At 65.6% G+C, this 22,389-nt stretch carries 22 protein-coding genes and 1 tRNA gene; 17 read left to right on the top strand and 6 right to left on the bottom strand.

The genetic code is table 11. The features are described from left to right. Nucleotides 1-134 precede the first annotated feature (134 nt). The 3 genes from CXY80_RS06820 (at nucleotide 135) to CXY80_RS06810 (ending at nucleotide 3,340) form a co-directional block, all read left to right on the top strand. On the top strand, nucleotides 135-902 hold the full coding sequence (locus CXY80_RS06820) for an FABP family protein (protein ID WP_104132050.1): 768 nt from the start codon (nucleotides 135-137) through the stop codon (nucleotides 900-902). Nucleotides 903-1,133: 231 nt separating this feature from the next. Further along, entirely contained in the window at nucleotides 1,134-2,402 is a 1,269-nt protein-coding gene (locus CXY80_RS06815) for a folate-binding protein YgfZ (RefSeq protein ID WP_104132049.1), read from the top strand. 185 nt (nucleotides 2,403-2,587) lie between these two features. After that, complete coding sequence (locus CXY80_RS06810; RefSeq protein WP_092451119.1) at nucleotides 2,588-3,340, top strand: phosphoglyceromutase; 753 nt, start codon at nucleotides 2,588-2,590, stop codon at nucleotides 3,338-3,340. Nucleotides 3,341-3,546: 206 nt separating this feature from the next. Here the strand turns inward: CXY80_RS06810 and phoU are convergent, their stop codons facing one another. Then, nucleotides 3,547-4,203, bottom strand: coding sequence for a phosphate signaling complex protein PhoU (gene phoU / locus CXY80_RS06805; RefSeq protein ID WP_104132048.1), 657 nt, complete (start codon nucleotides 4,201-4,203; stop codon nucleotides 3,547-3,549). A gap of 182 nt (nucleotides 4,204-4,385) precedes the next feature. Here phoU and CXY80_RS06800 point away from each other — a divergent pair, with 182 nt between their 5' ends. Together CXY80_RS06800 and CXY80_RS06795 are read left to right on the top strand one after the other, a co-directional pair. Then, nucleotides 4,386-5,573 (top strand): cell wall metabolism sensor histidine kinase WalK, encoded by a 1,188-nt coding sequence (locus tag CXY80_RS06800; RefSeq protein ID WP_092451115.1) that lies wholly within the window; start codon nucleotides 4,386-4,388, stop codon nucleotides 5,571-5,573. Next, complete coding sequence (locus CXY80_RS06795; protein WP_092451113.1) at nucleotides 5,570-6,253, top strand: response regulator transcription factor; 684 nt, start codon at nucleotides 5,570-5,572, stop codon at nucleotides 6,251-6,253. Before CXY80_RS06800 ends, CXY80_RS06795 begins: the two co-directional genes overlap by 4 nt. Nucleotides 6,254-6,401: 148 nt before the next feature. Here the strand turns inward: CXY80_RS06795 and CXY80_RS06790 are convergent, their stop codons facing one another. Next, nucleotides 6,402-6,917: a hypothetical protein gene (locus CXY80_RS06790; protein WP_092451111.1), complete on the bottom strand. Its 516-nt coding sequence runs from the start codon at nucleotides 6,915-6,917 to the stop codon at nucleotides 6,402-6,404. 173 nt (nucleotides 6,918-7,090) lie between these two features. Here CXY80_RS06790 and CXY80_RS06785 point away from each other — a divergent pair, with 173 nt between their 5' ends. From CXY80_RS06785 to CXY80_RS06765, 5 genes are all read left to right on the top strand, one after another. Further along, on the top strand, nucleotides 7,091-7,573 hold the full coding sequence (locus CXY80_RS06785) for a CarD family transcriptional regulator (protein WP_092451109.1): 483 nt from the start codon (nucleotides 7,091-7,093) through the stop codon (nucleotides 7,571-7,573). Between the two features lie 92 nt (nucleotides 7,574-7,665). Beyond that, on the top strand, nucleotides 7,666-8,988 hold the full coding sequence (gene ispD, locus CXY80_RS06780; RefSeq protein WP_092451107.1) for a 2-C-methyl-D-erythritol 4-phosphate cytidylyltransferase: 1,323 nt from the start codon (nucleotides 7,666-7,668) through the stop codon (nucleotides 8,986-8,988). Then, a complete protein-coding gene (cysS, locus tag CXY80_RS06775; RefSeq protein ID WP_104132047.1) occupies nucleotides 8,985-10,400 on the top strand; it encodes a cysteine--tRNA ligase in 1,416 nt (471 codons plus the stop codon). The genes ispD and cysS overlap by 4 nt, the downstream gene beginning before the upstream one ends. After that, complete coding sequence (gene rlmB / locus CXY80_RS06770) at nucleotides 10,400-11,536, top strand: 23S rRNA (guanosine(2251)-2'-O)-methyltransferase RlmB (RefSeq protein ID WP_092451103.1); 1,137 nt, start codon at nucleotides 10,400-10,402, stop codon at nucleotides 11,534-11,536. Before cysS ends, rlmB begins: the two co-directional genes overlap by 1 nt. Nucleotides 11,537-11,753: 217 nt before the next feature. Next, entirely contained in the window at nucleotides 11,754-12,740 is a 987-nt protein-coding gene (locus CXY80_RS06765) for a type IV toxin-antitoxin system AbiEi family antitoxin domain-containing protein (RefSeq protein WP_104132046.1), read from the top strand. Nucleotides 12,741-12,887: 147 nt separating this feature from the next. Here CXY80_RS06765 and CXY80_RS06760 read toward each other — a convergent pair whose 3' ends face one another. Both CXY80_RS06760 and CXY80_RS06755 read right to left on the bottom strand, forming a co-directional pair. Next, nucleotides 12,888-14,198 (bottom strand): DUF4032 domain-containing protein, encoded by a 1,311-nt coding sequence (locus CXY80_RS06760; protein ID WP_104132045.1) that lies wholly within the window; start codon nucleotides 14,196-14,198, stop codon nucleotides 12,888-12,890. Nucleotides 14,199-14,271: 73 nt separating this feature from the next. Continuing rightward, nucleotides 14,272-15,369 (bottom strand): ABC transporter ATP-binding protein, encoded by a 1,098-nt coding sequence (locus CXY80_RS06755; RefSeq protein ID WP_092451097.1) that lies wholly within the window; start codon nucleotides 15,367-15,369, stop codon nucleotides 14,272-14,274. A 217-nt stretch (nucleotides 15,370-15,586) separates the two neighbouring features. On the opposite strand from CXY80_RS06755, the gene CXY80_RS06750 reads away from it, so the two are divergent. The 4 genes from CXY80_RS06750 (at nucleotide 15,587) to CXY80_RS06735 (ending at nucleotide 19,571) form a co-directional block, all read left to right on the top strand. Beyond that, nucleotides 15,587-16,501, top strand: a complete 915-nt coding sequence (locus tag CXY80_RS06750; protein ID WP_092451095.1) for a thioredoxin domain-containing protein — start codon at nucleotides 15,587-15,589, stop codon at nucleotides 16,499-16,501. A 107-nt stretch (nucleotides 16,502-16,608) separates the two neighbouring features. Further along, a tRNA-Thr gene (locus CXY80_RS06745) sits at nucleotides 16,609-16,681 on the top strand. A gap of 134 nt (nucleotides 16,682-16,815) precedes the next feature. Beyond that, nucleotides 16,816-18,411, top strand: a complete 1,596-nt coding sequence (locus CXY80_RS06740; protein WP_092451093.1) for an ABC-F family ATP-binding cassette domain-containing protein — start codon at nucleotides 16,816-16,818, stop codon at nucleotides 18,409-18,411. Between the two features lie 161 nt (nucleotides 18,412-18,572). Then, nucleotides 18,573-19,571: a DMT family transporter gene (locus CXY80_RS06735; protein ID WP_233195090.1), complete on the top strand. Its 999-nt coding sequence runs from the start codon at nucleotides 18,573-18,575 to the stop codon at nucleotides 19,569-19,571. Between the two features lie 110 nt (nucleotides 19,572-19,681). Here the strand turns inward: CXY80_RS06735 and CXY80_RS06730 are convergent, their stop codons facing one another. Further along, nucleotides 19,682-20,296 (bottom strand): nitroreductase family protein, encoded by a 615-nt coding sequence (locus CXY80_RS06730; RefSeq protein ID WP_255411837.1) that lies wholly within the window; start codon nucleotides 20,294-20,296, stop codon nucleotides 19,682-19,684. 37 nt (nucleotides 20,297-20,333) lie between these two features. Further along, a complete protein-coding gene (msrB, locus tag CXY80_RS06725; RefSeq protein WP_092451091.1) occupies nucleotides 20,334-20,735 on the bottom strand; it encodes a peptide-methionine (R)-S-oxide reductase MsrB in 402 nt (133 codons plus the stop codon). 181 nt (nucleotides 20,736-20,916) lie between these two features. On the opposite strand from msrB, the gene CXY80_RS06720 reads away from it, so the two are divergent. From CXY80_RS06720 to CXY80_RS06710, 3 genes are all read left to right on the top strand, one after another. Continuing rightward, the gene (locus CXY80_RS06720; RefSeq protein WP_092451090.1) at nucleotides 20,917-21,189 is read left to right on the top strand and encodes a DUF3263 domain-containing protein; all 273 of its coding nucleotides are present in this window, start codon (nucleotides 20,917-20,919) and stop codon (nucleotides 21,187-21,189) included. Between the two features lie 84 nt (nucleotides 21,190-21,273). Next, a complete protein-coding gene (locus CXY80_RS06715; protein ID WP_092451088.1) occupies nucleotides 21,274-21,837 on the top strand; it encodes a LytR C-terminal domain-containing protein in 564 nt (187 codons plus the stop codon). A gap of 284 nt (nucleotides 21,838-22,121) precedes the next feature. Beyond that, nucleotides 22,122-22,325 carry a cold-shock protein gene (locus tag CXY80_RS06710; protein WP_035834941.1) on the top strand — a complete coding sequence of 68 codons (204 nt, stop codon included), beginning with the start codon at nucleotides 22,122-22,124 and terminating at the stop codon, nucleotides 22,323-22,325. The last annotated feature ends 64 nt before the right edge of the window (nucleotides 22,326-22,389 follow it).

Genomic DNA, 22,389 nt, shown 5'->3' with positions numbered 1-22,389 from the left:
GCTAGACTCGCAGCATGGATCTGTTAGCACTGGAACTTTTCTTTTTAGGCCTGCTCGGACTGGCCAGCTTGTCGATCGCCTGGGTATCCGGCATGGTCGTTTTCAAGCTGTTCCGGGGGCAGCGGTAAGTACGCATGTTTGACCTTCCGGTCGGTTTGCCGTCCGAACTTGTTCCACTCTCCTGGTTGATCGGAGTCTGGGAAGGTTCCGGTGTGCTCGAATACAAAATCGGCGAGGAGTCGGTCAGCCGTACCTTCGGCCACCGCATCAGCTTCAGCCACGACGGTCTGCCGCACCTGAACTACAGCTCGTATACCTGGCTGGAGCCGCTGGCTGCGGCCGCCTCTAAATCGGATACCGCTGTGCCCGAGTCCGAGGGCGCTTCTGGTTCTGGCGCTGCTTTTGAGGCGGATGCCGCATCCGCTTTGGCTGAACAAAACGTTCCCTCTGAAACGGATGTCGCCACGCCGGCCCCGACGCTGCCGCCCGAGATGCTGTCCGACGAGAAGCTCCCGCTGGTCACCGAAACCGGGTATTGGCGGCTCAGTCGTCACCAGGGTGACGGCGACCCGGGGCCCGGCATGCTGCCGGGCATGGGGGAGCGCCCGTTCACCTCGGTGGCGGCCGTTGAAACGTTGCGCAATCGTGACGGTGGTTTCGACATCGAGGTCACGCTCGTGCATCCCGGCGGCGTCGCCGAACTCTACCTCGGCCAGGTAAAGGGCCCCCGTATCGACCTCGCCACGGATGCCGTGCTGCGCACCGCCGGATCCAAGCCCTACGCGGCCGCCACCCGCCTCTACGGCTTGGTCGACAATGACCTGCTTTGGGCCTGGGACATCGCCGCCCTGGGCCAGGACCTGCGCACCCACGCCTCCGGCCGCCTCGCCCGGGTCTCCTAGCCCTGCTTCTGTGCCATCTGGGTTGCCGACGCGTCGTGGCACTGGTAAAGGCTGGCGGGACTTGTTCGTAGGAGTGTTCTCAACGTGAACGAGTGCCACGAGTCATCCGACGCCCCACGCCTGTCGAATAAATCCGCGGGCCGTAGTGTTGTTAGTGCATGAGCCGTGCCAACGAGCACGCCCCCAAGCACGATCGCCGACCGTCAACCCGGATCGGCAGAATTGAGTGCCATGACTGACCCGGCAACAACCGTCTCACCGCTGCTCGGACTGCCCGGCGCGGTGCAGTCCGCGGGAATCGATGCCGGCGTCGCCGCGCACTACGGCAACCCCATGATCGAACAACGCTCGCTCGTTGCCGGACACGCCATCGTCGACCTCTCGCACCGCGGCGTGCTTTCCGTCGCCGGCCCCGACCGTCTCAGCTGGCTCAACTCCATCGCCAGCCAGGAACTCAAAACCCTCGCCCCCGGCGAATCCACCGAGATGCTGTTGCTCGACCCCAACGGACACCTTCAGTACGCCGTCCGCGTGCTCGATGACGGCGTCGAAACCTGGCTCCTCGTTGAGGCCGCCGAGCTGCCCGGCCTGCAAACCTTCCTCGACCGCATGAAGTTCATGCTGCGGGTGCAGGTCGTCGACCACACCCTCGCCTACGCCACCATCGGCGCCATGACGGATGCCCCCGCCTCCGTTGGCATCACCGCCGCCGCCCCGAACGGCGTGCCGCTGACCTGGCTGGATCCTTGGGCCACTGTCGCCCGAGGCGGCTATCAGTATGCCGAGGCGCCCGAGCATCCCGGAACCCGCTGGACCTACACCGAGACCCTCGTGGCCCGCGCCAGCCTCCCCGCCCTGCGTGACGCACTCGCCGCCGGCGCCCTCACCGTCAGGCCCGAGTCCGCCACGCCCGCCGCAACCGCGCCCGCCTCCGACCCGGCCGCCCCAGTCCCAACCGGCGCTGCAGCATCAGCTTCACTGGTAAAACCGGCCGGACTGCTCGCGCTCGAGGCGCTGCGCATCGCCGCGTGGCGTCCGCGCCGGGCCCGGGAGGTCGATGAGAAGAGCATCCCGCACGAGCTGGACTGGCTGCGCACCGCCGTGCACCTCAGCAAGGGCTGCTACCGCGGACAGGAAACCGTGGCCAAGGTGCACAACCTCGGCCACCCGCCGCGCCGCCTCGTCATGCTGCACCTCGACGGGTCGGAAGGCGTGCTGCCTGCGCCCGGCGACCCGGTGCAGGCCGACCGCGTCCGGCCCGAAGCCGAGCCCGAACGGGTCGTTGTCGGCAGCATCACGTCGAGTGCCATCCACTATGAGCTCGGACCGATCGCGCTCGCCGTGATCAAGCGCACCATCCCGGGCGCATCGACGCTCTACGTCGAGTCCGAGGGCATCTCCATCTCGGCCGGCCAGGAGATCATCGTGCCGCAGTCCGCCGGGTCGGTCGCCGACATTCCCCGTCTGCCCCGCCTCGGAGTTCGCACCCCCGTTCGCTGACCTTCCAGGGTCCCCGGGCTCGCCGACTTTCGATGGCTTATTCAGGAAATCCTCTGTGACGGATGCTGCTTCCCGCGTGTAGGCGCGGGTGGCAGCACCCGTTGTGACCAGTTTTCCTGAATTAGCCCCCGCCGGCGGGTGCGCTCCGGCGCAATTGCGTCACCCACGCTCGATAGAGTGGGCACATGTCTGCCCCCTACACACTCGTCCTCCTCCGCCACGGCCAAAGCACCTGGAATCAGCAGAACCTGTTCACCGGCTGGGTGGACGTTCGCCTCAGCGAGCAGGGTGCCACCGAAGCCGCGCGCGCCGGTGTACTGCTCAAGGACGCCGGCCTACTGCCCGACGTGCTGCACACCAGCCTGCTGTCCCGCGCCATCCAGACGGCGAACCTCGCGCTCGAAGAAGCCGACCGCTCGTGGATCCCGGTCAAGCGCTCCTGGCGCCTCAACGAACGCCACTACGGCGGACTGCAGGGCCTCGACAAGGCGGCCACCCAGGCCAAGTTCGGCCAGGAGCAGTTCATGCTGTGGCGCCGCTCCTACGACACCCCGCCGCCCGTGCTCGACGACTCCAGCGAGTTCTCGCAGGCGCACGACGCGCGCTACGCCGACCTCGGCGACGACCTTCCCCGCACCGAATGCCTCAAAGACGTCGTCGAGCGGATGCTGCCCTACTGGCAGTCCGACATCGTGCCCGACCTGCAGGCGAACAAGACCGTCCTGGTGACCGCGCACGGCAACTCCCTGCGTGCCCTGGTCAAGCACCTCGACGGCATCAGCGACGCCGACATCGCCGAACTGAACATCCCCACCGGAATCCCGCTGGTATATCGGCTCGGCGAAGACTTCATGCCGCTTGGCCCGGGGGAATACCTCGACGCCGAGGCCGCCGCCGCCGGAGCTGCCGCCGTCGCAGCCCAGGGCAACAAGAAGTAGCCCCCATAGAAGGCCCCGGAGCAGGTGCTCCGGGGCCTTCTATGTGCCCGCAGGTTATGAGCGCGCCCGAAACTGGTGCGCGCTACGCCCGTTACCGTAGCGGCTACCGATATCGGGCGCTCACCCGTGCCGCAACCGGGCGGGGCATCAGTTTCACGCAAAAGGCCCCGCGAGAGCATGCTCCGGGGCCTCTCACGTGCAATAAGTCAGTCGTTGTTGTCCTGGTGCCAGGCCCCCGTGCCGAGGTACTGCACCTTCTTCGCGATGGACACAGCGTGGTCGGCGAACCGCTCGTGGTACCGGCTGGCCAGGGTCGCATCGACGGTGTCGGCGGCGAGCCCCTTCCAGGTTTCGCCGAGCACGGCGTCGAACACGCTCACGTGCAGCGCGTCGACCTTGTCGTCTTCATTACGAATGGTCTCGGCGAGGGCCATGTCCTGGTGCAGGAGTAGCTCGGTGAGCATGTTCGCGATGACCACGTCGAGCGCGCCCATTTCGGCGAACGTGCCGCGCAGTCCCTTGGGAATGACTTTGTCGGGAAAACGGTAGCGGGCCAGCTGGGCGATGTGCGTCGAAAGGTCGCCCATCCGCTCAAGGGAGGCGCTGATGCGCAGGGCACTCACGACAATTCGCAGGTCGCGGGCGACCGGCTGCTGGCGGGCCAAAATGGTGATCGCGAGCTCGTCGAGCTCGACCGTGAGTTCGTCGATCTTCTCGTCTTCGGTGATGGCCTCTTCGGCGAGGCTGACGTCACTCTCGTTGAAGGCGCGAGTGGCCTTGTCCATCGAGATGGCGACGAGCCGAGAGATCTCGACTAGTCGTTGTTGAACTTCTGCCAGCTCCTGCTGGAATACGTCGCGCATGCTGTGGTCCTTCCTTGCCGCGCGGGCACGCACGGGCCTGTGAGACCCGCCTTGGCCTCCGACCTAGAATGCCGGATTTAGGTTAACGGCAGGTGCCGTGGTCTTGAACACTTTCTAAAGTACAGGTCTCCGGCGGCCTTCGCTGCGAAGTAGAGCCCCAGAGTGTCAGTAACCTGTAGGTTATGGAATCGACGTTGCTGGTGTTGCTGTCGCTGGCACTCGGCCTCGGCGTCGGGGCTGGCTTCGTGACCCTGTTGCACGTCGCCGAACGGCACGGACGCCGCGCCAGCGAAGTGGTCAACCCGGCCGTGCCTGACGGAATCGACCAGGTGCTCGACGCCCTCGAGACCGCCGGCGTCGTGCTCGACCCGTCCAACAACGTCATCAAGACCAGCCCGGGCGCCCTCACTCTCGGTCTGGTCTGGAACCATCAGCTCGTGCATCCCGAACTGCTCGAACTCGCCCGACGAGTGCGCAGCACCGGCGAGCCGATCAGCGAAGACCTCGTGCTCTCCCGCGGCCCGTTCGGCGACGCAAGCATGCGGTTTCGGGTGCGCCTGGCCCGGCTCGGCACTCGCTACGTGCTGCTCCTGGCCGAAGACCGCACCGAAGCCTTCCGCCTCGACGAGGTGCGCCGCGACTTCGTCGCAAACATCAGCCACGAACTGAAGACCCCGATCGCCTCCGTCGGTCTGCTCGCCGAGGCGCTCGACAAGGCAGCGGATGAACCGGCGCAGGTTCGCCGCTTCGCCAACCGGTTAACGACCGAGTCGGCCAGGCTCGGCCGCCTCACCCAGGAGATCATCGAACTGTCCCGGCTGCAGGCGCAGGACGTGCTCGCCGAGCCGGAGAATCTCAGCGTCGACGACATCGTCGCCGCGGCCGTCGACCAGAGTCGGGTCGTCGCCGAGGCGGAACGCATCACCATTGTTCTGGGCAAGAAGTCTGGTGCCCACGTCTACGGCGATGAAGCCCTGCTCATCGTGGCCGTGCACAACCTGGTCGCCAACGCGGTGAACTACTCCCTCGAGGGATCGCGCGTGGGCGTTGGCGTGCGCCTGCAGAAGGGCATCGTCGAAATCACCGTCACCGATCAGGGCGTCGGAATTGCCGAGGCCGATCTGGACCGGGTCTTCGAACGGTTTTTCCGGGTCGACCAGGCCCGTTCGCGCCACACCGGCGGAACCGGACTGGGCCTGTCCATCGTCAAACACGTCGTGCAGAACCACGGCGGAGACATTCGCGTCTGGTCCCAGCCGGGCAGCGGATCCACCTTCACCATCCGTCTCCCCGAGGCGGCGCAGCCGATCGAACCCGGCCCCAAGAAGCCGCAACCAGCCGCACGTGCGGCCGCAGGAGACACACCATGACACGCATCCTTCTGGTCGAAGACGAGAGCGCGCTGAGCGAGCCGCTGAGCTTCCTGCTCGAACGTGAGGGCTACGAGGTCGTCGTGGCCGAAGACGGGCCGAGCGCGATCAGCGAATTCGACCAGAACGGCAGCGATCTCATCCTGCTCGACCTCATGCTGCCCGGAATTCCGGGCACCGAGGTGTGCCGTGAGATCCGCACCCGGTCGACGGTGCCGATCATCATGCTCACCGCCAAGGACTCCGAAATCGATATCGTCGTCGGGCTGGAACTCGGCGCCGACGACTACGTGACCAAGCCGTATTCGACGCGCGAACTCGTTGCGCGCATCCGTGCGGTGCTCCGGCGCCACGACGATCAGGGCGGCGATGACGACGACACCACGCTTGCCGCCGGCACCGTGCGCATGGACGTCGAGCGGCACGCCGTCTCAGTGTCCGGCGAACTCGTGAATATGCCGCTCAAGGAATTCGAGCTGCTCGAGTTTCTACTGCGCAACGCCGGCCGGGTGCTCACCCGCGGTCAGCTCATCGACCGGGTCTGGGGCACGGACTACTTCGGCGACACCAAGACGCTCGACGTGCACATTAAACGCATCCGTTCGCGCATCGAGGCGGTCCCGTCTGACCCGACCATGCTCGTCACCGTGCGCGGGCTCGGTTACCGCTTCGAGGCCTGAGCAGTCACGGACGGGCGGCATCCGCTTGACCAGGCGGGCAGTGGATTCGCGCACCCGCGCGCGTCCCGCCGGCCGCGCGGCGCAGGCTGCCGCAGACATAAAACAGGCCGCCGTCCCCGAGAGAATGGCGGCCAGTGTGCCGAAAAACCTACGCTGCGGGCGTCTCAGCCGGCTCGGGGGTCTCGGTCGGCGCGAGCGTCGGCAGCAGGGTCGAGTACTCACCCTGAGTGCCGGTCAGCACCGGCAACAGCAGCTCGACGCCGGTCTCTTCGCCGTACTGGAAGAACACCGGAAATAGCGAGCCGGGCTGGCTGTCCATGTTCTCGAGAATGACCGATTCTTCACCCTCGGTGCCGAACGTCACGGTCGTGTTGGCCTCGACCGGAATATCCTGCGTGACCGTGCCGGTGCTGGACTCGTACTGCACGACCAGGTTCTGCTCGGAGTCGGTCGTGTTCACGACGGACACGATCAGGTTCGCCAGTTCACCGTCGGTCGAGAGCAGCAGACCGTTGCGAATGTGGATCTCGCCAACATCACCACTGACTCCGTCGCTCGCGTTGTATTCGATCGAGGTGGCCTGCGGTGCGAAAAATCCGCATGCGCTCGTGCCCAACAGAATGCCGGCCGCCAGTACAACGGATGCAGCGATGCGCGCTCTCACAAGACCTCCATACCGAAGCAGCGTTCGACGGTGGGCCGGCGCTGCAGAATTCGCTTTGGCACTAGCTTAGCGGCGAGTCTGGGCGGTGACATGTCGTCGCCGCGCCTCGCGGGGGCGCGCGTACTTTAGCACTACCTTGATGTGGTATTCTGGTCGTTGCTGAAGGGATCCCTATGCTGTTTGAGGTTGGCGAAACTGTTGTTTATCCCCACCACGGCGCTGCGACGATCACCGAGGTGAAAACGCGCATCATCAAGGGTGAAGAGAAGCTCTACCTCAAGCTCAACGTCACGCAGGGTGATCTGACAATTGAGGTTCCCGCCGAGAACGTCGACCTGGTCGGCGTGCGCGACGTGATCGGCCAGGAGGGCCTCGACCAGGTGTTCGAAGTGCTGCGGGCACCGTTCACTGAGGAGCCCACCAACTGGTCCCGCCGGTACAAGGCCAACCTCGAGAAGCTCGCCAGCGGCGATGTCATCAAGGTATCGGAGGTCGTGCGCGACCTGTGGCGTCGTGACCAGGACCGCGGCCTGTCCGCCGGTGAGAAGCGCATGTTGGCCAAGGCCCGGCAGATCCTGATCAGCGAGTTGGCCCTGGCCGAGAAGACCGATGAAGAGCGGGCCTCCACCGTTCTGGATGAAGTCCTCGCTTCCTGATTCTTTATTTTGCTTCGTGAGGGGCGGTGCCGCGAGGTGCCGCCTTTTGCTTGTCCATCCCGCTGCATCGCCCAGATAGATACCCTCCAGATATGACTGTTCCCCTCCTGCCGCCGGCCAGCCCGCTCGACGACCCCTCACCCGATTCGCCCACCGTTGCCGTGATCATCGTCGCTGCCGGCAGCGGAATTCGTCTGGGGCACGCCGAACCTAAAGCATTCGTTTTGCTGCATATGCGCCCCCTGCTCGACCACGTCCTAGATTCCATTTTTGGAATGCGTTCGCCCGTGCAGATCATCGTTGTTGCCCCCAGCGAGCGGGTAGCGGATGCCCGCGCCATCGCCGCCGCTGCTGCGGCTCGTCACGAGTCGCCCGCGGCGGCCCTAACGATCGTCGCCGGCGGACGCACCCGCCAGGACTCCGTCGACCTGGGCGTCGCAGCCCTGCTGCCGGGTGTCGACGTGGTGCTCGTACACGATGCCGCGCGTGCTCTCACCCCCGCCAGCTTGTGCGATGCCGTCGTCGACGCCGTGCGCTCCACCGGGCACGGCATCATTCCGGGGCTCCCGGTCGTGGACACCATCAAACGGGTCGCCGCCTCCGGCGCCATCCTCGGCACCGTCGACCGATCCGAACTCTCCGCCGTCCAGACCCCGCAGGGATTTCCCCGTGCCATGCTCGCCGCTGCCCGCGCCTGGGCCGTGCAGAACGGCCGGTTCGAGGCGCTCACCGACGATGCGGCCCTTGTCGCCGACGCCGGTCACCCGGTCTCCGTCATTGCCGGCGACGCCCTCGCCTTCAAGATCACCACGCCGGAAGACCTCGACCGAGCTGACTTGATCCTGCACGCCGCCGCAACCCCGCCGCTGCTCCCGCTCCTGCCGCGCATCGGGACTGGCCTTGACGTGCACGCCTTCGCCGCCGACACTGAGCCTGACGGCACCACCGAGCTCTGGCTGGCCGGGCTGTATTGGCCGGGGGAGCGCGGCCTCAGCGGGCACAGCGACGGCGACGTCGCCTGCCACGCTATCTGCGACGCCCTGCTCGGCGCCGCCGGTCTCGGTGACATCGGCAGCGTGTTCGGCACGACTGATCCGCGGTTCAGCGGCGCCCACGGCGACGTTTTTCTCACCGAAACGGTGCGCCTGGTCGCAGCCGCCGGCTACCAGATCGGCAACGTCTCGGTGCAGATCATCGGCAACCGCCCCAAGTTCGCGCCGCGTCGGGCCGAGGCCGAAACGCGACTCGCCGGCATCCTCGCTGCACCGATCAATATCGCAGCGACCACGACCGACGCCCTCGGATTCACCGGTCGCGGCGAGGGCGTCGCGGCGACGGCCACGGCGCTGCTCTACCCGCTACCGCCCGCGGCACCAGAGCCGGGTCAGACCCCTGACCTAAACTGGGAGGTGTGACCATGCAACTGTACGATTCGAAGGCCCAGGCCTTGCGTGACTTTGTCCCCCTCGAACCGGGCCAGGTCGGAATGTACGTGTGTGGACCCACTGTGCAGTCCAGCCCTCACATCGGTCACCTGCGCAGCGCCCTGGTCTACGACCAGTTGCGCCGCTGGCTCAGCTACCGTGGACTGAACGTCACGTTCGTGCGCAACGTCACCGACATCGACGACAAAATTCTGATCAACGCCAAGGGCTCGAGCGAGCAATGGTGGGCGCTGGCCTACCGCTACGAGCTGGAGTTCACCGCGGGCTATCAGCGCCTCGGCATTCTTGCCCCCACCTACGAGCCGCGCGCGACGGCGAGCATCACCGAGATGCAGACCCTCATCGCCACCCTGATCGAACGCGGCAACGCCTACCCGGCCGCTGACGGTTCGGCCGACGTGTATTTTTCCAGTGCGAGCTGGGCCGCCTATGGCGCGCTCACGCACCAGTCGCCGGGCAATATGGAAGCGGCAGCGGATGCTTCGCCGCGCGGCAAGCGCGACCCCCACGACTTCGCCCTGTGGAAGGCCCACAAGGAGGGCGAGCCGACCTCAGCCGCCTGGCCATCGCCGTGGGGCGTTGGTCGCCCCGGCTGGCACATCGAGTGCTCGGCTATGGCAGCCCGCTATCTCGGCGACCGGTTCGACATTCACGGCGGCGGACTCGACCTGCGGTTTCCGCACCACGAGAACGAGATGGCTCAGTCGAACGCGGCCGGCAGCGAGTTCGCGAACTACTGGGTGCACAACGGCCTGGTGAACGTGAACGGGCAGAAGATGTCCAAGTCGCTCGGCAATTCCGTGTTCGCGGCCGAACTGCTCGACCAGGCTCGCGCCATCGTCGTTCGCTATTTTCTCGGCGCGGCCCACTATCGCTCGACCATTGACTACAACGACGGGTCCCTGGCCGAGGCCGAAGCGGCCCTCGAGCGCGTCGAAAGTTTTCTCGACCGTGCAGACCGGCGCCTCGCCGGTACCCGGTTCGCCGGGAGTGGCGTCGAGGTCGTGCCCGACGAGTTCGCCGCGGCCATGGACGACGACCTTGCCGTTCCGCAGGCGCTCGGCGTGTTGCACGACACCGTGCGGGCCGGAAACGCCGCGCTGGATGCCGAAGACCTGCACGCTGCGGCATCCGCTCGCAGTGAAGTACTCGCGATGAGCGAAGTGCTGGGAATCAACCCTTTGTCGCCCGGCTGGGCCGTGGCGACGGACGAACCGGCCATGGTGGCCCTGAGTGCGTTGGTCGAGCGGCTGCTCGGCGACCGCAACCTCGCCAGGGAAAACCGCGACTACGCGGCCGCAGACCGAATCCGGGACGAACTCGTCGCCGCCGGAATTACCATCGAAGACACCCCGTCGGGTGCCCATTGGAGCTTTGACTGATGAAGAACTTAGACCGCAAATCGCGTACCGGAGCGGTGCGCAAGGGCAGCCGTGGAGCCCAAGTCGGCTCCGGCGGCCAGGGCCGTCAGGCGCTCGAGGGCAAGAAGCCCACGCCTAAGGCCGAAGACCGTCCGTACCACCCCGCGGGCAAGCGCAAGGCTGCTGCCGAGCGCTTCACCGCGGCCGGCGGCTTCAACTCCCGCCCCGCAGCGGATGCTTCCGCCAACCGCGGCGGCTCGCGCGGCGGCCCCGCTGCTCGCGGCGGTGCCCGCGGCGCATCGCAGGGCGGCCCGCAGCGCGGCACCGGCAACACCGGCGGCGGTGGCTCTTCGACCCGTCGCGCCCAGCAGATCGACGAGCACGAGATTGTCACCGGCCGTAACTCGGTGCTCGAGGCGCTGCGCGCGAAGATTCCGGCGCTGACCCTGTACATCGCGGCGCGCATCGAAATGGATGAGCGCGTTAAAGAGGTGCTGCTTATGGCGACGAGCCGCAACATCCCCATTCTCGAGGTCATGCGCCCCGAGCTTGACCGTCTCGCCGGTCGCGACGCCGTGCACCAGGGCCTCGCGCTCAAGGTTCCGGCCTACGAGTACGCGCACCCGATGGAGTTGCTCGAACTGACCATCAGCCGCGGCCATAAGCCGTTGTTCGTGGCCCTCGACGGCATCACCGACCCGCGCAACCTGGGTGCGATCATCCGTTCGACCGCTGCGTTCGGCGGCCACGGCATCATCGTTCCGCAGCGTCGCTCGGTCGGCGTCACCGCCTCAGCCTGGAAGACCAGCGCCGGCGCCGCCGCCCGAACGCCCGTCGCGATGGCGAGCAACCTGACCCAGACGCTCAAGGCCCTCAAGGCGCAGGGCGTGTTCGTGCTCGGCCTGGCCGGCGATGGCGATGTGTCGCTGCCCGACCTCGGCACCGGTTTCGCCGAGCGCCCGATCGTGATCGTCGTCGGCAGCGAGGGCAAGGGCTTGTCCCGCCTCGTCACCGAGACCTGCGACGCGATCGTCTCGATTCCGATCAGCGCCTCGACCGAGTCGCTCAACGCCGGAATCGCCGCCGGCGTCACCCTGTACGAGGTCTCCCGCCTGCGCGCCGAGATCAAGAAGGCCAAGCAGGCCGCGAAGCAGTAGCACCTGCGCGGCGGCCCGCGCGCCGCTGCCGCCGTGTCCTTTTGCGACGGGGCCCGGGCCCGGTTCCGTAAGGTGGGCCCGGCCGGGCAAGCGGGGCGAGGTCGACGTGCGCTCCGCGGCGGCCCGCGGCTCTCCTCCACAGCGGATGCCGCCATCCAGTTCCCACAAGTCCGCCATCTTTTCGACGCTCGAGACCCGTACCCGGTAAAAAGTAGCCATGCTTGACAGCCTGGATCTACCAAATGCCCGCAACGAGGGACTCATTCTTGCCGAATCCCTGCTCGCGTCGGGACTCACCACCCATGCCGTGCGCGCACTCCTTGCGAATGGGCAGCTGGTGCGCATCCGTCGTGGAATTTACGCCCTGGGGGCGGCCTGGCGCTCCGGCCACAGCGAGGACCGATATCGACTCTTTGTGCGTGCCACCGTCCTCGCGGCCGAGCAGCCGCTGCTACTCTCGCATCATTCGGCGGCGGTGCTGCATGGCCTGCCCATCATCGGCCCGTGGCCGCAGGTCGTGCACGCGATCAACAATGACACCGCTGGCGGGAGCAGTGCCCGATTCACCACGAGTCATCGCAGCGTGGTCGAGCCCGAAACAGTCACGGTGAACGGATGCGCCGCCACCAGCCTTCCCCGCACCCTCATCGACGTGGCAGCCAATTCGACTTTTCTCGTCGGCGTCACGATGATGGACCACGCCCTACGAGTGGAGCAGGAGCGCGCGGAGGCGGAACGCCGGCATGGAACCCTTGGCCCCCCGGTCCTCACCAAAGACGCGCTGTATGCCGAACTCACCAGTGTGCATCCGCGGAACGGAGGCGCTCAGGCGCGCCGCGCAATTGAATTCGCGAATCCGCTCTCAGCTAACCCGGGCGAGTCCCTCAGTCGCGTTCGCATGGCCGAGTTGGGCTTCGAGATTCCCGACCTTCAGGTGCGTTTTGTGGTGAAGGGGCGCGAGTACTGGGTCGACTTCTTCTGGCAGAGTGTGCGCAAGATCGGCGAATTCGACGGCGAAATTAAGTACACCCGGGGTGCCATTCTGGGGGACCGTCATCCCTCAGAAGTTGTCACCGTTGAAAAGGATCGCGAGAACCTGCTGAGACCCGGTGTCAGCAGCTTCGATCGGTGGGACTGGGACACGGCCTACTCGCCCCGCCTGTTTTACGAATTCCTGACCGAGCACGACGTTCCCCGAGCCTAATCAGTAAAGCGGATGCCCGCCGCCTCACGATCCGACCTTGGCGTCAGAGTGGTGTTCTGGTGCTCCAGGCCTACCTTACGGAACGGGGCCCATGATCTATCATGGGCCTCGTTCCGGGCCCGGGCCCGGTCGAAGAATAGGAGGGAGCTAGACCTTGAGGGTCCAGTCGTCGGCGTCATCGGGGTCGACCGAGGTATCGTCGCCGAGCTGCACGCGGATCGGCAGCGTGATTGCGCCAGTCAGCGGGTCCAGCACGGTTGCCTCGTCGCGGCGGTGCCGCAGCACATCCTGCACATACGAGGTCACGGCCTCGGCCAGCGGAATGTCCCGCGACTGGTTCTGCGCCATGTACCAGCGGTGATCGAGCAGCTGGTGGAACACCTGCGCCCGCTCGAGCTTGCCCTGCATCTCCACGGGTATCGCCCGCACCACCGGCTCGAACACGCGCACGAGCCACTCGTGCGCGACCATTTCCTCGTCGGCGGCCGGCGAACCATACGCAGCGCGGTAGGAGTCGAGGTCGTTGAGCAGCCGACGAGCCTGGTTCTCTTCGGCATCGAGGCCGGTCAGGCGCAGCAGGCGACGCTGATGGTGGCCGGCGTCGACAACCTTGGGCTGAATCCGCACGCGCGAACCGGTCCCATCGGTCTTGATCGCGAGTTCCTCGATGTCGAAGCCGAGGTTATTGAGGCGCTCGACGCGTTCGGTGATGCGCCACCGTTCGGAACTGGAGAACGACTCGGAGCCGGTGAGCTCCTTCCAGAGCAGCCGGTAGGCCGCAACGATGCCGTTGCTGATCCGGATCGGGTCGAGTTCGTCGGCGACGCGGCCGCCGGCTTCGAGGTCCATCAATTCGCCGGCAATGTTCACCCGGGCGATTTCCAAATCGTTCTCGCGCTGGCCGTTCGACAGCCCACCGGAATACAACTGTCCGGTCTCGGCGTCGACGAGATAGGCCGCAAAGGCGCCGGCATCGCGCCGAAACAGGGTGTTCGATAGCGACACGTCGCCCCAGAAGAATCCGATCATGTGCAGCCGCACCAGCAGAACGGCGAGGGCGTCGACCAGCCGGGTGGCAGTATCCGGGCGCAGGGCGTGCGAATACAGGGCGCGATAGGGGAGTGAAAACTTGAGGTGCCGGGTGACCAGAACCGAATTCAGGGGGTCGAGGTCGGCATCCGTTCTATTGGTGATGACGGCGACCGGCTCGACACAGGGAATCTCGAGGTTGGCCAGGGTGCGCAGCATGTCGTACTCGCGCTTGGCCATCTCGCTTGTGGTCTCCTTGATGGCGACCACCCGCCCGCTCAGGTGAGCGAACCGCACCAGGTGCCGGGAAATGCCCTTGGGCAGCGAGGCGATGTTCTCGTTCGGCCAGGCGTCCAGGGGCAGATGCCACGGCAGGTCGAGCAACGCCGGGTCGGCCGTGGCCGCGGTGATATTGAGGGAACCGCTCATAGTGTGACCCTAAGAAAAAGGCTGGAGGGAGCAAACTCCCTCCAGCCGAAAGCCAAAATACTCGAAAAGCTGACTAGTCGGTGACGGCGCCGCCGAGGCGCAGGCCGGTTTCAGCGTCGAACACGTGCAGGTGGTTCGGGGTAGCCGTGAGGTACACCGTCTCGCCGGCGTTCGGGTGCGAGCGGCCGTCGACGCGAGCGACAATGTCGGTGCGCTTGCCCTCGATCGTGGAGTGACCGTAGAGGTAGCCGTCGGCGCCGAGCTCTTCGACCAGGTCGACCTCGATCTGCAGGCCCTCGCCGGCGGTCGACGACATCTGGATGTCTTCCGGACGGATTCCCACGGTGACCTTCTTGCCGGTGGAACTGGCCAGGGTGTCGCGCTGCACGGGAACGGTCGCGGTGCCGAACTTGATGCCGCCGTCGACGGTGTCCGCGAGGAACAGGTTCATCGCGGGGCTGCCGATGAAGCCGGCCACGAAGACGTTCTGCGGCTTCGCGTACAGGTCGCGGGGCGAACCTACCTGCTGCAGGATGCCGTCCTTGAGTACCGCAATCCGGTCGCCCATGGTGAGCGCCTCGGTCTGGTCGTGGGTCACGTAGACGGTCGTGACGCCGAGTCGGCGCTGCAACGAGGCGATCTGGGTACGCGTCTGCACGCGCAGCTTGGCGTCAAGGTTGGAGAGCGGCTCATCCATCAGGAACACCTGCGGCTGACGCACGATCGCGCGTCCCATAGCAACACGCTGACGCTGACCACCGGAGAGGGCCTTCGGCTTGCGGCTGAGGTAGGGCTCCAGGTCGAGCAGCTTGGCGGCCTCGAGTACGCGGGCGGCACGCTCGTCCTTGTTGATGCCGGCGATCTTGAGCGCGAAGCCCATGTTCTCGGCGACGGTCATGTGCGGGTACAGCGCGTAGTTCTGAAAGACCATGGCGATGTCGCGGTCCTTCGGCGGAACATCCGTCACGTTGCGGTCACCGATGAGGATGTTGCCGTCGTTGACCTCTTCGAGGCCGGCGAGCATCCGCAGCGAGGTGGACTTTCCGCAGCCGGACGGGCCGACCAGAACCAGGAACTCGCCATCGGCGACCTGCAGGTCGAGCTGGTCAACAGCGGGCCTGGTGGAACCAGGGTAGAGCCGAGTTGCCTTGTCAAAGGTCACTGAAGCCATGATTATTACTCCTTCACCGGCAGGAACGTGCCGGACGATCCGTTGTGAATAGGAATTATCCGCCGCACGCCGAAGCACACGACCTTTTTATTATTGCACGACGGATGCCTCGCTGCCGGTTTTCGCCCGCCCGCCCCGTTTGGTCGATTCCCAGTCAGGGGATCTACTATTCGAAAGGTGCGCTAACGCGCGCGCTCACTTCTCGAAAGCGATCTTTATGACTATTGGCGGACCCAGCGACAGCAGTCCCTCAAAAAACCGACGCCGTGACGCGGCCCGCATCAAGGCCAAGCAGCTGCGCGTCAGCCAGAAGAAGAAGGACCGCCGCAACAAGGTCTTCCTGCAGGGCGGAATCGGCATCGCGGGCATCGCCATCGTCGTGCTCGTTGCCGTCATCATCGTCAATTCGATCAAACCGGCCGGTCCCGGCCCCAGGAACATGGCGAGCGATGGCGTCCTCATCGGCGAAGGCATGATCACGGCCCTCACCCCGGCGCTGCAGCCCGACGCCGCAGCTCGGCCCTCCGAACCCGATCCCACCGGTGCCGTCGCCAACATTCGCGTCTACCTGGACTACCTCTGCCCGTTCTGTGCGGACTTCGAAGCAGCCAATACCGAGCAGATCGCCGAGTGGGTCGACTCCGGTGCCGCCACCATCGAAATTCACCCGGTGTCGATTCTCAAGAGCAAGTCCGCCGGCACCAAATACTCCCTGCGAGCCGCCAACGCTGCAGCTTGCGTCGCCAACTACTCGCCCGATGACTTCTTCGACTTCAACTCGGCGCTGTTCGTTGACCAGCCCGAGGAAAACAAGCCCGGCCGCAGCAACGATGAGCTCAAGGCCGTGGTCAAGGATTCCGGAGTGCGCACCGCGCTCTCCAGCATCAACACCTGCATCGACGACGGAACCTTCGAGTCCTGGGTTCAGGCCGCCACCGACCGATCCCTCGACGGTCCGATCGCCAACTCGTCGATCAAGGCCATCACCGGCACCCCGACCGTTCTGGTCAATGGCAAGCCCTACACCGGCTCGCTCGATGACCCCAAGGAATTCGCCTCCTTCGTGCAGCAGGCCCTCGGCGAGACCTACTCGACCTCGACGCCGACCCCCACCCCGACACCCGCCGGGTAGCTATTAAGCGGATGCTGCTGCTCGCGCCGTTGCATCCGCTTCGCCTGGCCGATGGCGGCAAAGGCGCGGGAATCATTTAGGATGGTCTTTCGAGGCCCTGGTCTCATGCCGGCCTGGCGCAATTGGTAGCGCACCACTCTTGTAAAGTGGGGGTTACGGGTTCAAGTCCCGTGGCCGGCCCTCTCAACCCTTACTCCCCACTGGGATGTAGGGGTTTCTTTGTGCCGCCAAGGTCGCACAGGGCCGCCACGTACACTGATGGCTGGGGTTTTTCGAGCGGATGCCCGCTGCAGAAACCCCGGGAGGAAACACACATGAGCCTGATCCGGCTGAACGATGTCAGCATCCGCTTTGAGAACACGCAGATTCTGCGCGAGGCGTTCTTTCGCCTCGAACCCGGCGACCGGGTCGGCTTGATCGGTAAGAACGGCTCCGGCAAGTCCACCATTCTCAAGCTGATTCTCGACCAGGTCTCGCCAGACGCCGGCGAGGTCACCCTCGAAGATGGCATTCGGGTCGGCTATTTCTCCCAGTTCTCCGAACTCAACGGTGCACAGACCATAACCGAGGTGCTCGACGAACTGTTCGTGGCCGTGAAGGCAGTTGAGGCCGAGCTCGCCGCGATTGATGCGGCGATCGCCCTCGATTCCTCGGCCAGCGCCGAACTCGACCGGCTGATCGGGCGGCAGGGCGAGCTGTTCGAGGAGATGGATCGGCTGGACGGCTGGGACTACAAGCGGCACATCGACACCGCGCTGACCACCCTCGGATTCAACGAGGCGCACCGCGTCTGCGCGATCGATGAGCTTTCCGGTGGCTGGCGTAATCGGGCTGCCCTGGCCAAGATCGTGCTGGAAGCTCCCGATGTACTGCTGCTCGACGAGCCGACCAACTACCTCGACGTGGCCGGGGTTGAGTGGCTCGAAGCCTGGTTCAAGAGCTTCAAGGGTGCTGCCATCGTCGTCTCGCACGACCGTAAGTTTCTCGACGCTGTCGTCACCCGCATCATTGAGGTCGAGAACTTTCACCTGCACGAGTACCCCGGCAACTTCGGCGAGTACATCGTGCAGAAGCAGTTTCGCCTCAAGACCCTTGAGGCACAGTTCGTGCACGAATCCGAGCTGCTCGCCTTCGAAGCCGAGGGGATCGCCGACCGTCGGGAGGCCGCCAAGGCCGAGAGTCGTCAGCTCGGCAATCAGCTGGCGCACATCAAGAAGTCGCGCACACCGCGCCCGGTCGACCAGATCATCACCGAGATCTACGGCAACCTGCACGTCAAGGACGTCCTCTGCCGGGTCGACGGCCTGGCAAAAAGCTTCGGCGACAAGGTGCTGTTCGAAAACCTCAGTTTCGAGGTGCGCCGCGGCAACCGCATTGTCGTGCTCGGCAGTAACGGCAGCGGAAAGACGACCCTGCTGCGGGTGCTCACCGGCGAGGAGAGCGCCGACCACGGTGACGTCGCCTGGGCCAGCGGCGCCGGCGTTGTCTCGTACAACCAGATTCTCGCCGAACTCGACGAGAGCGACACCGTCAGTCATGCCGTCAACGCCATGCCCGGCAGCCTCGCCCTCACCGCGACCAAGAAGTCGGTCAACCGTTTTCTGACCATGTTCCAGTTCAGCGAGGCCGACCTCAAACAGAAGATCGGTGCTCTCTCGGGCGGTCAGCGCGCCCGCGTCGCCATGGCGCAATGCCTGCTCTCCGGAGCGTCGGTGCTGCTGCTCGACGAGCCGACCAACCACCTCGACATGTCGAGCACCCAGGTGATGGAACGCGCCCTCGTGCACTTTCCCGGGGCCGTCGTGGTGGTTAGTCACGATCGCTTCTTCACCGACAAGATCGCCAACCGCCGCCTGGTCTTCGGCAGCGAGGGTGCAGCCCCCGGCGAAATCGAGGTGCGCGCCGCCTGACGCGCCAAGCCTCGCCCCGCGCGCTGTTTTCGACCGGGCCCGGAAACCGGGCCCATGATAGATCATGGGCCCGGCGACCTAAGGTGGGCCCCGGGCGAATCGGAGCCCGACCAGGCAGCACCGGGCAGAACCCGCACGCACCCATCTCGTAGTATTGCCAAGTGACAGAGGACAGCGCACGGACCCGAACGGATGCTTCGGCCGCGCCAGCGGCATACTCTGTGCCGATTTGGCTGGCGCTTCTGTTCTCGGTGCTGATCGGGGCCATGTATGCCGTGCAATCGCGCGTGAATGGCGAACTCGGGCATCAAATCGGCGACGGATTCACTGCCGCCGTCATCTCCTTCGGCTCCGGGCTGGTCATTCTCAGCCTTGGCCTCGTCGTGTTCCGAAGCGGGCGCCGCGGCCTGCAACTCGTCACTCGCGCGGTGCGAGCGAAAACCCTGTCCTGGTGGCACCTGTTCGGCGGCCTGGCCGGCGCGCTGTTCGTACTGTCGCAGGGCCTTGTCGCCGCGCCACTCGGCATCGCCCTGTTCACTGTCGCCGTTGTGGCCGGTCAGACCGTGAGCGGTGTGCTCATAGACCGGTTTGGCATCGGTCCGGGTGGGCGCCGACCGCTGCACGCGTCCAAAATAGTTGGCGCGGTGCTCGCCTTGGTCGCCGTAGCCTGGACGGTGAGCGGCGAATTGGGCGGCAGCGACGCGCTCTGGCTGCTCGTGCTACCCCTCGTGGCGGGTATCGGCCAGGGCTGGCAGCAGGCCGTGAACGGTCAGGTGCGGGTCACCGCGCAAAGTGCGCTCACGGCAACTTTTCTGAACTTTCTCACCGGATCCGTCGCGCTCGTACTCGCGGCGCTCGTGCACGGTGTGCTGGTCGGTTTCGCCCTCGATCTGCCGGGCAACCCGTGGCTCTATACCGGCGGGCTCATCGGCTGCATCTTCATCGCCGGCGCCGCGCTCGTCGTGCGTACCACCGGCGTGCTCATGCTCGGCCTGTGCATCGTCGCCGGCCAGCTGCTCTGCGCCCTTGCGCTGGATCTGCTCGCGCCCACTCAGGGGCATCCGGTCGGCGTAACGACCCTGGCCGGAACCGCGCTCGCCCTCGTCGCCGTGGTCATCGCCGCGGTGCGCTGGCACCGGCCCGGCCACGCCCGCACCTGACCGCAGCCCTTGAACGTCCTGTTCCTTCCGCCCGGGCCCGGAAAGGGGCCCCTGATAGATCACGGGCCGGCGCTCCAAGGTGGGCCGGGGAAGAAGCGTACGGCCCCGAGCTACAGCACCCCCAAAAACTCCTCCGGATCAATCGACAGCCGCACGCACGGTTTCGACTCCTCGGGAATTCCCCCAACGTAGAGCCAGCCAAGCAGCTCTTCCCCGTCGGCAAGGCCATGCAACGCTCGCACCGGCGCCGATCGCACCAACGGCCCGGTGCGCCACATCGCCCCCCAGCCGGCGTTTTCGAGCAGCAGCGTGAGAAGGTGCGCGACGCCCGCAGCCGCGGCATCCTGTTCCCAGCCAGCCACCTTGAAGTTCACCTGCCGTGACGCGACGATCGCGATCAGCAGCGGTGCGCGCAGCGGCTTGGCGGCCAGCTTGATCGCTTCGAGCCCCTCACAAGCGGATGCCGCCACAAACGCCGCTCCGAGCCGGTCGCGGGCGTCGCCGCGCAGCTCGAGCAGCCGCCACGGACGCAACGCGCCGTGATCCGCCACCCGCGCGGCCGCCGCCACGAGCGGCAGCAACTCCGCCCGGCTGGGGGCGAGTGTCGTCACCTTGGAGTAACTGCGCCGGTCAGCGACAGCTTTGAAGACCGCCGCGGTATCCGTTCTGAAACCGGTCGTGTCCCGGCCGGGAAGACCAGGATTCGCTCCGGCCGAACCTGCCACTTTCGAACTGGCAACCGCACCCGTCATCGACACCGCGCTACTCAGCGGGCGTGAAGTTGAGCGACAGCGAATTCATGCAGTACCGGTCGCCGGTCGGAGTGCCGAAACCGTCGGGAAAAACGTGGCCGAGGTGCGAGCCACAGTTCGCGCAGCGCACCTCGGTGCGCACGCTTCCCAAGGAGCGGTCCTCAAGCAGTTCGACCGCTTCGGGCCGAACCGACTCGTAAAAGCTCGGCCAGCCGCAGCCGGAATCGAACTTGGTGCCACTCTGAAACAGCTCGGCGTTGCAGGCGCCACAGGTGTAGAGGCCGGCCCGACCCTCGTCGAGCAGCTCGCCGGTGCCGGGGCGTTCGGTGCCGGCTTCGCGCAGCACCGCAAATTTCTCCGCGCCCAGTTCGGAGCGCCATTCGCTGTCTGACTTCTTGATTTCGTAGTCCATGTTCAGATCCCTTCGTTCCGGCGACCGGGCACTGGCCGCGTCTACTAAGCCTAAACTCGCTTGGCCCCGCGCGCATTCCACACGGCGTGTCCCACCGCGGCAGGGCGTGCCGGAGGCAACATTCAGCCGCCCGCAAATAGGATGAGCCTGACGGACAGCCAACCGGGGGAGGGATGCAGCAATGACTGAGCACGCCCCGACAACCCAGTTGAGCGAACGCGACCAGGCCGTGCTCGCCTTCGAACGGCAATGGTGGCGGCATGTCGGCGCCAAGGAGGAGGCCATCCGGGCCACCTTCAGCCTGTCGACCGCCCGGTACTATCAGTTATTGGGCGCACTGGTCGACTCACCGTTGGCGTTGGCTTTTGATCCCATGCTGGTGAAACGATTGCAGCGGATGCGTTCCGTCCGATCCGAGGCACGCGCCAGTCGTTCGCTGCCCACCCGCGACTAGGCACCCACCCGCTTTTCGGCCAGCACGGAACCTTGCGCTGCAGCTCGATTCCGGCCCGGCCGGCCAACCAAGGATTCCACCACCATGGCGAAAAAATTTGCGAAAGACCGTTTCGACACCCACACGCATGCCCTCGACCGGGTGGGAGCCCACCGCGCCCCCGGCAAGAGTGGACGCGGCTGGATCGGATTCTGGTGGGCGCTGGGGGCCACCGGGCTGTTGATCGCCATCGGTGCAGTCGGCATCCTAGCAATCAATAATCGCCTCGACTTCTCCAACATTCCCGGGCTGCCCGCGAGCAGCGCAACCGCGACGCCCGCAGCGACCGCCGTCCCCACTGCCGTTGCCACCGTCGACCCGGCGCAGACCATCAACGTGCTCAACGGGTCCGCGAACGACGGCGTCGCAGCATCCGTCAGGGACACACTCACCGCTGCAGGCTGGGTGGTCAATGCCACCGGGAACGCCAGCACGGACACTGAGGCGACCACAGTGATCTACTACGCCGATGCGAGCCAGGAAGGCGCCGCCCGCGGCGTCGCTGCCTCCCTTTCGGGAGCGCAGATCGTGGTCTCCACCAATTTCGTTGATTCCGGCGCCAGTATGACCGTCGTCGTCGGCAACGACTATGTTTCACCGGTTGACTGAGCAAAACGCGAAAGCCGTGGTCGTAGCGGCCACGATTTGATTCGTCAAGCCCCTAGTCTTCTGTTCCGATTTCAGTAATGTGCGTTTTGGTCACACATTTTGTTCGGGCAATACCCGCCCGGATCAAGAAAGCTCGCCCAAGGAAACTTGCACCAGTAGGTAACTTGTAACAGATGTCTTGCTCTCGGGGATTTGCTGCTCGCACAGGATGAACGCAGTCTCTGCGGCACGGCCCGGAACAGCCAATGGGCGGTTGCCGTTGAAAACTGAGCAAGGAGTGACACATGGCGAACGGAACCGTAAAGTGGTTCAACGCTGAAAAGGGTTTCGGCTTCATTACTGTCGACGGGGGAGGGCAAGACGTCTTCGTCCACTACTCCGCTATCGACATGAGCGGGTACAAGGTTCTTGAAGAAGGCCAGCAGGTCGTCTTCGAGGTCGGTGCCGGAGCGAAAGGCCCGCAGGCTGAATCGGTGCGACCGGCCTAACCCGCCTCGCAGTTCACACTAACGCCGCCCGCTGCAACGGGCGGCGTTAGTGTTTACCGGTGAC

It is taken from the genome of Cryobacterium sp. M91 (assembly GCF_002929615.1).
Taxonomy (GTDB): Bacteria; Actinomycetota; Actinomycetes; order Actinomycetales; family Microbacteriaceae; genus Cryobacterium; species Cryobacterium levicorallinum.
This window is presented reverse-complemented; position numbering and strand designations above follow the sequence as displayed.